This window comes from Halorussus amylolyticus (assembly GCF_004143485.2).
Lineage (GTDB): Archaea > Halobacteriota > Halobacteria > Halobacteriales > Haladaptataceae > Halorussus > Halorussus amylolyticus.
On the sequence record NZ_ML974131.1, the window covers coordinates 501,101 to 512,330 of the forward strand.

Annotated in this window: 13 protein-coding genes; 3 read left to right on the forward strand and 10 right to left on the reverse strand. The window is 66.0% G+C overall.

Annotated elements, in window-relative coordinates:
* Positions 1–155 precede the first annotated feature (155 nt).
* Positions 156–674 carry an inosine/xanthosine triphosphatase gene (gene yjjX / locus EKH81_RS06465; protein WP_132057750.1) on the forward strand — a complete coding sequence of 173 codons (519 nt, stop codon included), beginning with the start codon at positions 156–158 and terminating at the stop codon, positions 672–674.
* A gap of 441 nt (positions 675–1,115) precedes the next feature.
* Here yjjX and EKH81_RS06470 read toward each other — a convergent pair whose 3' ends face one another.
* Entirely contained in the window at positions 1,116–2,957 is a 1,842-nt protein-coding gene (locus EKH81_RS06470) for a flippase-like domain-containing protein (RefSeq protein WP_132057316.1), read from the reverse strand.
* Between the two features lie 434 nt (positions 2,958–3,391).
* Here EKH81_RS06470 and EKH81_RS06475 point away from each other — a divergent pair, with 434 nt between their 5' ends.
* Entirely contained in the window at positions 3,392–3,631 is a 240-nt protein-coding gene (locus tag EKH81_RS06475) for a DUF7123 family protein (protein ID WP_132057317.1), read from the forward strand.
* Between the two features lie 141 nt (positions 3,632–3,772).
* Here EKH81_RS06475 and EKH81_RS06480 read toward each other — a convergent pair whose 3' ends face one another.
* The 9 genes from EKH81_RS06480 to EKH81_RS06520 all read right to left on the reverse strand — a co-directional run bounded on the left by EKH81_RS06480 (position 3,773) and on the right by EKH81_RS06520 (position 11,092).
* Positions 3,773–4,378, reverse strand: coding sequence for a winged helix-turn-helix transcriptional regulator (locus EKH81_RS06480; RefSeq protein WP_132057319.1), 606 nt, complete (start codon positions 4,376–4,378; stop codon positions 3,773–3,775).
* Positions 4,379–4,592: 214 nt separating this feature from the next.
* A complete protein-coding gene (locus EKH81_RS06485; RefSeq protein ID WP_132057322.1) occupies positions 4,593–5,723 on the reverse strand; it encodes a GNAT family N-acetyltransferase in 1,131 nt (376 codons plus the stop codon).
* 202 nt (positions 5,724–5,925) lie between these two features.
* Positions 5,926–6,114 (reverse strand): hypothetical protein, encoded by a 189-nt coding sequence (locus EKH81_RS06490; RefSeq protein WP_132057324.1) that lies wholly within the window; start codon positions 6,112–6,114, stop codon positions 5,926–5,928.
* Entirely contained in the window at positions 6,104–6,379 is a 276-nt protein-coding gene (locus tag EKH81_RS06495; protein WP_132057326.1) for a hypothetical protein, read from the reverse strand. Before EKH81_RS06495 ends, EKH81_RS06490 begins: the two co-directional genes overlap by 11 nt.
* 182 nt (positions 6,380–6,561) lie before the next feature.
* Entirely contained in the window at positions 6,562–7,716 is a 1,155-nt protein-coding gene (locus EKH81_RS06500; protein ID WP_202935071.1) for an SPFH domain-containing protein, read from the reverse strand.
* 115 nt (positions 7,717–7,831) lie between these two features.
* Positions 7,832–8,377: an NfeD family protein gene (locus EKH81_RS06505; RefSeq protein WP_132057330.1), complete on the reverse strand. Its 546-nt coding sequence runs from the start codon at positions 8,375–8,377 to the stop codon at positions 7,832–7,834.
* A gap of 98 nt (positions 8,378–8,475) precedes the next feature.
* On the reverse strand, positions 8,476–8,658 hold the full coding sequence (locus tag EKH81_RS06510; protein WP_132057332.1) for a DUF7312 domain-containing protein: 183 nt from the start codon (positions 8,656–8,658) through the stop codon (positions 8,476–8,478).
* Between the two features lie 57 nt (positions 8,659–8,715).
* On the reverse strand, positions 8,716–10,464 hold the full coding sequence (pyk, locus tag EKH81_RS06515) for a pyruvate kinase (protein ID WP_132057334.1): 1,749 nt from the start codon (positions 10,462–10,464) through the stop codon (positions 8,716–8,718).
* Between the two features lie 100 nt (positions 10,465–10,564).
* Positions 10,565–11,092 carry a class I SAM-dependent methyltransferase gene (locus EKH81_RS06520; RefSeq protein WP_238392139.1) on the reverse strand — a complete coding sequence of 176 codons (528 nt, stop codon included), beginning with the start codon at positions 11,090–11,092 and terminating at the stop codon, positions 10,565–10,567.
* Between EKH81_RS06520 and EKH81_RS19540 the strand changes: the two genes are divergently transcribed.
* Positions 10,979–11,230 (forward strand): NUDIX domain-containing protein (locus tag EKH81_RS19540; RefSeq protein ID WP_238392140.1); only part of this gene is annotated, 252 nt, incomplete at its 3' end. The two genes, EKH81_RS06520 and EKH81_RS19540, sit on opposite strands and share 114 nt — an antisense overlap.

Consider the following 11,230-nt stretch of genomic DNA (forward strand, 5'->3'; position numbering starts at 1 on the left):
CCACCCCCGGGGCGTTGTTGCCCCCCCCCCCCCCCCCCCCCCCCCCCGCCCGCCCCCCCCCCCCCCCCCCCCCGCCGGGGACAGACTCACGGCCGAGCGTGAGACCTGCGACCCAACGCGAAGGAGCCAAGTCGCCCGACCTCCTCCACCCGGCCATGCGAGTCGGCGTCGGAAGCACGAACCCCGTGAAGCGAGACGCGACCGAAGCGGCCCTGCGCCACGTTTCGAATCTCAGCGTCGAAGCAATCGCGGTCGAGTCGGGCGTGAGCGAACAGCCGGTCGGCGAGCGCGAGACGGTCGCGGGCGCACAGAACCGCGCGCGGAACGCGCTCGCGGCCGGAGCGTTCGACCTCGGGGTCGGACTGGAGGGCGGGGTCGCCGACGTCGAAGGCACCGACGGTCTCTACCTCGTGATGTGGGCGGCCGTGACCGACGGCACCCGAGTCGGCGAGGGGTCGGGACCGCGCCTCCGCTTGCCGGACTCGATTGCGAACAGAGTCCGGGACGGCGAGGAACTCGGCCCGGTGATGGACGACGTGCTCGACACCGACGACGTGGCGAAAAAGCAGGGCGCGGCGGGCGCGCTGACCGGCGGGGTCATCGACCGCGAGCGCGCGCTCGCGTCGGCGCTCGCGGGTGCGCTGGGCCCGTTCGTGACTGACCTGTACGGGTGAATCTCTGAAACCTAGTTCCGCGAATTTTCGTGGTTGGATGGCGCGTGCGGTCGCCCCCTCGTGGGGCGACAAATCGCGCGAGGGATGACGAAGTGAGCGACTGGAAGGAGCGAACGGAGGAATCGGTTGGGGAGGGTGTGGCCTGCGGTTCTCATTTGTGACGTGCGAGCAGGACGCCTCAGTGCTCTTTTGTATATTTCTTCGTAGCTTCCTGCTCGCACGTCACCTATAAGACCGCACCGCAACCGCGAACGCCACGCCCTCCCCAACCGACTGCGCTTCTCACTCGCTTCGCTCGTTGCGATGCTCATCCCTCGCACGCTCTGGACGCGAGATGAACTCGCGTCAGCGCGCGCCACGAACTCTGTGAATATTTCTGAGAGAGGATTCGCGGGCATGTTCGGGTCGAACAGTACGAGTCAAAGACTGTTCTCCTCGGCGTCAGTCGTCGGTCGGTTCCGCCGTCTCGGCGTCCACCTGCGCGTCTTTGCTCTGTTCGACCGCCTCGGTCAGCGAGACGTTCAGCACCAACATCGAGACCACGCCGCCAGCGAGCGTGACGACGTTCTTCACCGCGTGGTCCACGATTGCGGCCGCGAGCGCCACGCTCGCGCCGATTGGCGTCAGTCCCGCGACGAGCAGGGTGAAGGCTCCCTCGTAGAGACCGATGCCGCCGGGTGACAGCGGCAGGACCTTCGCGAGGTTCCCGACGCTGACCGCGAAGAAGCCGACCGCGACCATCGTGACGACCGGGAGCGACACGTCGAACGCTGCGAGGACGAGCAGCGCGGTAATCACGTCGAGCGTCCAGATGGCGAGGCTCGACCCGCCGACGGTCAGGAAGGCGCTCCGGTTCCCGGCGACCGTCTGCACGTCGCCCGTGAACCGCTCGATGACGCGCGCGACATACTCGGCGTACGAGTCGTTGCTCATGCGCGAGACGACCTCCCGGACGAGATTCCGGTCCGACCGGGCGCTCGCGACGATGACGCCCACCGCGAGGATGGCCGCGAGGCCGACCCCGCCAGCGACGTAGATTGCGGTCTGGCCGCTGTCGCCGACGCCGCCTGCGGAGGGCGACCCGACGATGGTGGACTGGAGACCCGCGATGGAGGTGACACCGGTGAGCGCGAGACCGACGAGGACCACGCCCGCGAGGACGGTGATGGTCAGCAGGTCGAACACGCGCTCGACCGCGAGCGAGGCGAACCCCGTGGGATACGGAATCGCGCGCCGCGCCTTGACGACGTAGGCGCGCACCCCGTCGCCCAACCGCGCCGGGAACACGAGATTCCCGGTCTGGCTGATGAAGATGGCACCGGTCAGAAAGCCGGTCGTCTCCGTGTAGTCGAGTTCTTCGAGGATATCCTTGTACCGCCGACCCCGGAGGGGCCACGAGACCAGATAGACCAGCGCCGAGAGGCCGACCAACATCGGGTCGGCCGCCTGCATGTGTTCGAGCACCTGCCCGAGCGGGAGGTACTCGCCCATCAACACGATTGCGACCAGCGTCATGGCGATTCCCGCGGTGATGGACACCCGACGGGTGATTCGGGGCTGGACCGAGAACTCCCACCAGCATCGCAGAATCTGGCTCCCCATGCCGAACACGTCCCGGACCAAATCGACCTTGGTGTCGCCCTTCGGGGTCCAATCGACCGCGAACTCCTTGATGTCGTAGCCCTTCCGCTGGGCGCGCACGAGGACCTCGGTGTCCCAGAACCAGTGTTCGTCCTCGACGTGCGCGAGCACGTCGAACAGCGCGGCCCGGTCGAACGCCTTGAAGCCGCACTGGTGGTCCCGGAGGTCTGACCTGAGGAACGTTCGCGTCAGGCCGTTGAACCCGCGACTCGCGAAGTCGCGCTTCGCGGGGCGACTCGCTTCCTCGCCGGGCATCCACCGCGACCCGGTCGCGAAGTCGTACTCGCCCGACCGCACGCTCTCGACGAGCTCTTCGAGATGCTTCATGTCGGTGGCGAGGTCGGTGTCGAAGTACACCAGCGTCTCGCCGTCCGCGGCCTCGAAGGCGTGGTTCAGTGCGCCGCCTCTGCCGAGTCGCTCGTCGCTGTGAAAGTGCCGAACTCGGTCGTCGTCGGCCGCCATTCGGTCGGCGATTTCGGGCGTCCGGTCGTCGCACCCGTCCTCGGCGACGAGGACCTCGAAGCTCCCCGACGGAAGAAACGACGCCAGGGTTTCGAGAGTGGTCTCGACCGTGTGCTCGATGGTCGCCTCCTCGTTGTAGGCGGGCAGGACGACGCTGACTTCGACTGCACGACCGCTCATTATCTCTCAGGGACAGTCCGCCTGCGTAAGAAGCTTCTGCTCCGTTCCAGCCGTCAGATTCGCATAGGTCGGCCCTCCGTCGCCGACGGCGACGGAGGGCCGACTCACGACAGTTTACGGCGCGCTCGCGCCGGTCTAGCCGTTGGCGTCGTTCCGGACGGCGACGCTCGTTTCCCGACACAAGCCCGCATTACTCGCGAGCGAGGAGTCGTTACCGACCGTTTCGTTCGTCCGCCGACCCGTCTGACCGGACACCCGTCCGCCTGCAACGGACCGCGGTGGCCGACCGAAACTCCCGATTAACCAGCCGTACCAACACCCCCTCTCGCCGGTGTTTAGTTCACTCGAAAGTACTGTGAAATCGCAAGACTGCGGCGTGTTAACTGCGTGTACCAAATCCTCTAAGGCGCACTCTCCCGTAGACTGAAGTAGTCATGAGCACCACTGCCGCTGGCACGACGACCCTGACCGACAAACAACAGCGAATCCTCCGGTACCTCCGCGAGAACGGCCGGATGAAGACCTACTTCAAGTCCCGACTCATCGGCGACGAACTCGGTCTGACCGCGAAGGAAGTCGGCGCGAACATGACCGCAATCGCCGAGGGGAACTTCGACGTGGACGTCGAGAAGTGGGGTTACTCGTCGTCCACGACGTGGAAGGTCTCGGTCTAAGCGAACTCCGGTGCGTTCGCGGTCCGCGCTCGTCGCGAGCGCGCTTTTTCTGCTCTCGGCGCTCTCGACTCGGTTTAGCACGCCGTCGCTCGTCTCCCGTGATTTCGAGTGCCGACGTCTCCGCCAGCCCTTCGTTCCCTGCTACGGGTCGAACGAGATGAAACCGTCGGCCTGCCCCGCGAACGTCGCGGCCTTCTCATCGAACGAGTCGGCGTACCGCACCAGCAGGGTGATGACCGTCTCCGGGCGGCGAACCGCGTAGCCGCCCTCGCGGTCGAGCAGGCCCACTTCCTCCAGACTCGCCGCGTACTTGCTCACGGTGGGGCGCGACACGTCGAGTGCGTCGGCGAGGTCGGTTCCGGTCGCGTCGGGGTCTCGGAGGAGTTCGATGAGCATGCCGCGCGCGGTGTCCCGACGGAGGTAGCCGAGCGCAACCTGCTCGAACGCCGAGAACTGTTCGGCCGGGTAGAATCGCCGATAGTCGCCGTCCCGGCGGCTTTCGAGCACGCCGGAGTCGAGGAGTTGGCGGAGGTGGTGTTGAGACTCCCCGGTCCCGAGCTTGAGGTCGTCGCGTATCTTCGAGAAGTGAGCGCCCGGCGTGGTGGCGACGTAGCCCGCGATGGCATCGCGGGTCTCGCTCTCGTCGCCGTCGTCGCGGAACTTCGCGAGCGGCGTCGCCGCCCCCAACACGGCGAAGCGTCGAAGTGTCGCCCGCTTATTTTCATCCACGTCGGTGCGCTCAACCATCTACAACGAATGGTCGTCGCGGAGGATTAAAACACCTTCGCTTGCGCGTGTCTCGCACGCGTGAGACGTTTCGACCCGCGTCTGAGACGCCAGACTCGGCGTTCGCAAGACGTGCGGTTCGAAGCGTTCGGCGTACCGATAGCTTCCGCCGAAATTTCGTTCGACTCGCGCTCGGAAATCATCCGAGACCGGGCCGCCCGAACGCCCGTCGCTCTCAGCAGTCTCGAACGGGGCAGTTGTTCGGTTCGAACAGCGGCGGGTCCCACTCACAGAGCGTGAGTCGCCAGTCCGCGGCGTCGGTGAGACGACGCCCGTGCAACTGCCACGACTCGGGGTCAGCGGTCACGGGGCGGGCGACCATCGTGAGCGGTCGTCGGAACCACCAGAACGGCGGTTCGTCGTCACCGAGAAATCCGTGAGACAGGGCGACCGACCGAGGGAGCGTCGATTTCGTCGCCCAGAACACGTCGGTCTCGCGGTGGTCGGCCAGTATTGCGGCGAGCAGTCGCTCGAACGCCCCGTCCCTGTCGGTCGCGCCCATCGGCTGGGTCTCCAGTATCGCGGTCATGAGCAGGCCAGTTTCGAGCGTGTCCGAGGCGACGACCGCACCCGCTACGGGGCCGCCGTCTCGAACGACGTAAGCGGCGTAGTTCCATCCCGGCGCGTCGTACCGCCACCGGTAGAACGTCGGGTCGCGCGGGACGTGTATCTCCCGAGGCGGGTCCTCGGCGTAGAGCGATGCGAGGTCGGCGGCGGGAACGTCCGAGTGACGCGTCACCGTCGCGTCGCACGCGCTGCTCCCGAACCGTCGACATTCGTCGAAATACGCGGTCGAGGCCGCTCGAAACGCCGCCGTTGCCGTTGCACCCATGTCGTGACCGCGGTGTCGGAGAACGGCACCCGGATTCTGTATTCGGAAGTACGACGGCACTTCCTTCGCGACTTGCCACCCGTGCTTCTCGAACCCGTGGACCGCGGCGTCGGTCGGGAAGTTGAAGAACACCGACGGTTCGGCGTCGGCGCATCGCTCTACCAGCCGTTCGGTGAGTCGGGTGAACACACCTCGCCCGCGGTGGTCCGGGTGGACGAAAAGCCCCGCGGGCTGGAGCGCGAGTTCGTCCTCGCCGTTCGCTCGAATCGGAAACGTCATGCACGGGAGGAACCCGACGAGGCGTCCGTTCTCGCGCGCGACCACGAAGTACTCGTCGTCGGCATACGGTCCGAAGTACCGCCATTGGACCCACTCTTCGTCCACCTCGTACCACTCCGTCTGGAAGAGCTCACAGAATGCGGACGTGTCGCACTCCTCGTACTGTTCGATGGTGTACTCTCCTCTCCCTCCCATGGTCGTTTCCCGCGAAACACTGGATGTAAATAGTTATTTTCCGGTTGAATACGACACACCGGCGAGAGCGTTCGTGGCCGGACGATTGGTGACTCGTTTTCGCGATTCTCGCGTTCCGGGTCGGTTTTCAACGAGTATTACGGACGGAGGTCGGTACCGCTCGGTGCGGTCGAAGGGTGCGTCTCGTGGCGCGCCGCAGTCGTCAGTCGCGTGTTTGACACACGCGTTCCTCCTCGCTCGACGTCACGATTCGCATCACTGCGCCGCCACACCGCGGGCAGTCGTCGCTCCACTCGTCTGCGACCGTACCGCAGTGTGCACACTCGTAGTGGCTTTCCACGTCTGGACCGTCGAGCGCGGCCGCGAACGCGGCCGAAAGCTCATCTATCACCGGCGACCCCCGCCGTCGGGTGGTCGCCGGACGCCGAGACCGATACGGCGACGGCCCATCCCTCGCGCTCGACGAGCGCGAAGTCGTCGTGGACCCGGACCGAAAACGACGCGTGACAGTGCGGACAGGTCCGTTCGAGGTGGTCGGCCTGACCGCGATGCGTCCATCGCCCTTCGCACTGTGGGCAACTAATTTCGATACTGTTCGGATGCTCGGCGACGCCGCCGAGGCGGTTCGACTTCTCGGACTCGTTCTCGCGTGCCATGTTTACGCCGGTCGGCGAATCCGACATGTCGGATTCGCCGCGCTATCGGCTACCACACACGGGTCCAAGTAATACGTTTCCTAAACGTCGCCGATATGTCTATTTTTATTCGCTCCCTGCGAGAAAATGAAACTTGGATTCGTCTTCGGTCGTCGAATCGACGACCGAGGGCGAATCTCGGCTTACTTTTCGAGTTCGGCGTCCATCTCGGCTTCGACTTCCTCGACGCCGGGAGCCTCCTCGTCCATCTCCTCGATGACTTCGTCGGGACTCTTGATGTCGGCTGGGTCTTCGCCCTGCTTGATGGCCTGGGCTTCCTGCTCCATCGCCTCCACGTCCATCTCGGCTTCCTCGTCTATCTGACCCAGAATCTCCTCGATGTCGTCGAGACCGAGGAGTTCGCGGGTCTCGGCGTCGAAGTCCATGCTCTCTAGCTGTTCGCCGTCCTCTTTCACGTCGCTTCCGGTGAGGTGCTTGCCGTACCGGCCCACGAGCGACGAGAGCTCCTGCGGGAGGACGAACGTCGTGGACTCGCCCTGTCCGATAGATTCGAGCGTCTCCATTCCCTTCTCGATGACCGCGCGCTCGCCCATCGACTCGGCGGACTTCGCGCGGAGGACGGTCGAAACCGCGTCACCTTGGGCTTCGAGAATCTGGCTCTGCTTTTCACCCTGTGCGCGGATGATGTTCGACTGCTTGTCACCCTCGGCGGTCTCGATTGCGCTCCGGCGCTCACCTTGGGCTTCGAGAATCATCGCGCGCCGTTTCCGCTCGGCGGAGGTCTGTTGCTCCATCGCCTGCTGGACGTCCTTGCTCGGGTTGACTTCCCGAACTTCGACGCTCTCGACGCGAATTCCCCACTCGTCGGTGGGCTCGTCGAGTTCCTTCCGAATCTTCGCGTTTATCTGCTGGCGCTTGTTGAGCGTGTCGTCGAGTTCCATGTCACCCAGCACGGCGCGGAGGGTGGTCTGGGCGAGGTTCGACACCGCACGCTTGTAGTCTTCGACTTCGAGGTACGCCTTCTTGGCGTCCATCACCTTGATGTACACCACGGCGTCGGCGGTCACGGGCGAGTTGTCGCGCGTGATGGCTTCCTGTCGGGGCACGTCGAGCGTCTGGGTCCGCATGTCGAAGCGGTGGGTCGCACTCACGAACGGCGGCACGAAGTTGATACCGGGTTCGAGGAGTTTGCGGTACTCACCGAACACGGTCAGCGCGCGCTTTTCGGTCGCGTCCACGATTTCGACCGACTGCCAGACGGTGATAACGACCAGTACGAGGAACAGCAGGGCGACGACGGTCAAGCCGCCGGGTCCAGCCTGTAGTGGAACCAACATACGTATGCTGTTAGAATGAAGATGTGTTAAGCATTCTGTTCGCTGTCACCGAGACGCGGACGAAAACATCCCCGTGAGGTCGCGAGACGACTCCGAGCGTCGGTCGCGCCCCCGGTCACGCCTCCTCGGTGTCGGTCTCCCGCTCGCGCTCGCGTTGCTCGCGCTCGCGGCGGAGTTCCCGGTCGATGGGGTCTTCGATGGCGTCGAGCGGTTCGACCTTGACGACGTTGCCGCCGCCGGGGTCCACCACCATCACCTCGGTCCCCTCGGGTATCTCGCCGTCCATGCTTCGGGCGGCGTAGAACGGATTGAAGCCGCCCTCGTGGAGCTTTATTTGTCCCTCGTGGGGCGTGATGCGCTCGGTCACGCGCCCGGTCTGGCCCTTCAGCGAGTCGGAGTCGGTCGTCCGCGCGATGCCTTTGCCGCCGTAGAGGTCGAACTCCCGGTAGGCGTAGAGCGCGAGGCCGCCGAATCCGAGAACGAGCGCGCCCAGAACGAGCGGTCCCGCCAGCGGCGGCACGAGCAGACCGAGCAGTCCCGCGAGCATGAGCGCCACGCCGAGCACGATGAAGTGCGCGCCCGGAATCAACGCCTCGGCTATCGCCAGCGCGATGCCGGCGACGAACAGCAACAGCGGGAGCGAATCCAACAGCGGTGCCATGCGTGTGTGTTAGAATGCCGGGTGGTTAACGTTTTGCAGTGTCGGCGAGGCGTTCGGTCGGCGTCGTTCGACTGAGCGCCCGCACCCCCACCGACTACTCAGGCCGCCAGCAGAACGATTCGGGCGAACAGCGCGAGCATCGTGAGCACGCCGAGAGCGACGAAGAAGGCGTTCTCGGCCGAGGGCGACCCCGGATGGATTTCGGGGTCGGGGAGGTCGGGTTCGGCCTCCTCGCCCACCTCGTCGATGTCGTACTTCCACTCCGAGTCGGGGTCAGGCATACCGGGTAGTAGGAACGCCGCCCGCAAAAGCCTTCAGGACTTCCCGGCAGGGTCGCGTCAGGGTCGGTCGGCGAGGCTGATATCGCCCTCGTAGACGACGCCGCGCTCGGCGTCGAGGGTCACCACGTCGCCGTCACGGATTCCGGGGTCGAGCGGCGCGCCGCTTATCATCGGGATGTCGAGTTCGCGCGCCACCATCGCGGGGTAGCCGGTCATGCCCGGTCGGGCGTCCACGATGCCGACCAGTCGCTCGGGGTCGCCCGCGAACTCGCCGTCGAACGCGGGGTCGAGTGCGAGCAGCGACCCTTCGGGGACGTTCGAGAGGTCGCCGTCTGTCGTCCGGACGACCGGGGCGGCGACCTGCCCGCTGACGACGCTCCGGCCGGTGGCGATGGTCTCGGCCGCGACGTGGACCTTCAGCATGTTGGTCGCGCTCGTCCCCTCCAGTTCGGACATCATGCCCGAGAGGACGACCACGGTGTCGCCGCTCTCGGCGACTCCGGCGTCGAGCGCGGCCTGCACCGCGTCCTCGATGATGGTATCGACGCCCGCCGACATGGGGGTGTACTGGGCGTCCACGCCCCACGAGAGCGCGAGCTGTCTCCGGACCTTGTCGTTCGGGGTGGTCGCCAGGACCGGCACCGCGGGCCGAAACTTCGCGACCTTGAGCGCGGTGTACCCCGACTCGCTCGCCGCCACGATGGCGGACGCGCCGATGTCGCGCGCCAGAAATCGGGCCGACCGCGCGAGCGCGTCGGTCCGGGCGTCGTCCGAGGGCGGGACGCGCTGTTCGCGGTTCTCGTCGTACTCCTCGGAGTTCTCGACCTCGCGAACGATGCGGTCCATCGTCTCCACGACTCGCACGGGGTCGTCGCCGATGGCGGTCTCGCCCGACAGCATCACCGCGTCGGTACCGTCCAAGACCGCGTTCGCCACGTCAGAAGCCTCCGCGCGGGTGGGCCTGCGCGCGTGAATCATCGAATCCAGCATCTCGGTCGCGGTGATGACCGGCACGCCCGCGCGCTGGCACTTCCGGATGATGCGCTTTTGAATCATCGGCACGTCTTCGAGCGGGCACTCGACGCCGAGGTCTCCCCGAGCGACCATCACGCCGTACGCCGCCTCGATTATTCCGTCGAGGTTCTCGACCGCGCCCCGGCGCTCGATTTTGGCGACGATGGGGATGTCCGCGCCGTGGTCTTCGAGCACTTGATTTATCTCGTACACGTCTTCGGCGCTCCGGACGAAGCTCGCGGCCACGAAATCGACCGCCTTCTCGGCCGCGAGTTCGAGGTCGCCACGGTCCTTCTCGGTCACCACGTCGAGGTCGAGTTCCACGCCCGGGACGTTGACGCCCTTCCGACTGCTCAGGTCGCCCCCGCTCTCGACGTGGGCGACGACGGTCTCGCCCTCGACAGACTCGACGGTCGTCTCGATGCGACCGTCGTCGAGCAGAATCGTGTCGCCGGGTTCGACGTTCGCGACCGAGTAGCTCAGGCCGACCTCCTCGGGCGTGGCGGTGTCGCCCTCGACGAATCGCACGCTTGAGCCGGTTTCGAGGTGAATCGGCTCCTCGACCTCCGCGGTTCGAATCTCGGGACCCTGGAGGTCGAGCATCACCGAGAGGGGGTCTTCGACCGTCTCGTCGATGGTCCGAATCTGGTCGATGAGGTCGGCGCGGTCCTCCCGGCTCCCGTGGCTCGCGTTGAGGCGAGCCACCGCCATTCCGGCGTCGGCCAGCTCCCGGATGGTCCGCTGGGAGTCGGACGCCGGACCCAGCGTACACACTATCTTCGCGTTTCTCATGGCCGGCCGTACGGGGCTTGCGGTCAAAAACCCCCGGTGATTGACTCGAAATCGAGTTCCGCCTTCGTCGCGTCGAGGCCCCGCGGTTCGGCCGCCACAGTCATTCTCGCAGGACTGCCCGAACCAACAGCTTTCGGTTACTGAACGTCGCCACGTCGTCGTCCTCGAACGTCACTCCGTACAGTTCCGCCGCCTCGGGCGTTCGGACCAACTCGGCCAGCATCTCTCGGCGCTCGTCGCCGGGGTCGGTCCGGTCCACCCACGCGGTGTAGTCCATCTCTCGGGCCATCGTGACCGACTCCCCGATTTCGAATCCGGCGTCTCGGAGCCACGCGTTCCACTCGGATTCGGCGAACATCTCGACGTGACTCGGGTCGCGCGTGCGCTCGAACCGATTCAGAAACGCCGCGAGGTCGTCGTCCTCGGGTGCGATGCAGTCCTCGAACGCGAACGTCCCGCCGGGTTCGAGGACGCGGGCCACTTCGCGGACGAACGCCCGCGGGTCGGGGAAGTGATGGGCCGCGATGCGACACGTCGCGGCGTCGAACGCACCCGAGTCGAAGGGGAGTCGCTCGGCGTCGGCGACCGCGCCCGCGACATCGAACGTCTCGGTCGTCGTTTCGACCATCTCGGGCGTCACGTCGGCGACTGGGCGGTCCCCGGCGGCCATCTCGAACTCGACGAGTCGCCCGCGGCGGCCGCGGTCCGGGAGCTCCGCGAGGAGACCGGCGTCCGCGTCGCTCCCGAGGATGTCACACTGCTCGAT

Coding starts and splice junctions, on each gene's coding strand:
- yjjX (WP_132057750.1), top strand. CDS start 156: ATGCGAGTCGGCGTCGGAAGCACGAACCCCGTGAAGCGAGACGCGACC.
- EKH81_RS06470 (WP_132057316.1), bottom strand. CDS start 2,957: ATGAGCGGTCGTGCAGTCGAAGTCAGCGTCGTCCTGCCCGCCTACAAC.
- EKH81_RS06475 (WP_132057317.1), top strand. CDS start 3,392: ATGAGCACCACTGCCGCTGGCACGACGACCCTGACCGACAAACAACAG.
- EKH81_RS06480 (WP_132057319.1), bottom strand. CDS start 4,378: ATGGTTGAGCGCACCGACGTGGATGAAAATAAGCGGGCGACACTTCGA.
- EKH81_RS06485 (WP_132057322.1), bottom strand. CDS start 5,723: ATGGGAGGGAGAGGAGAGTACACCATCGAACAGTACGAGGAGTGCGAC.
- EKH81_RS06495 (WP_132057326.1), bottom strand. CDS start 6,379: ATGGCACGCGAGAACGAGTCCGAGAAGTCGAACCGCCTCGGCGGCGTC.
- EKH81_RS06500 (WP_202935071.1), bottom strand. CDS start 7,716: ATGTTGGTTCCACTACAGGCTGGACCCGGCGGCTTGACCGTCGTCGCC.
- EKH81_RS06505 (WP_132057330.1), bottom strand. CDS start 8,377: ATGGCACCGCTGTTGGATTCGCTCCCGCTGTTGCTGTTCGTCGCCGGC.
- EKH81_RS06510 (WP_132057332.1), bottom strand. CDS start 8,658: ATGCCTGACCCCGACTCGGAGTGGAAGTACGACATCGACGAGGTGGGC.
- pyk (WP_132057334.1), bottom strand. CDS start 10,464: ATGAGAAACGCGAAGATAGTGTGTACGCTGGGTCCGGCGTCCGACTCC.
- EKH81_RS06520 (WP_238392139.1), bottom strand. CDS start 11,092: ATGGTCGAAACGACGACCGAGACGTTCGATGTCGCGGGCGCGGTCGCC.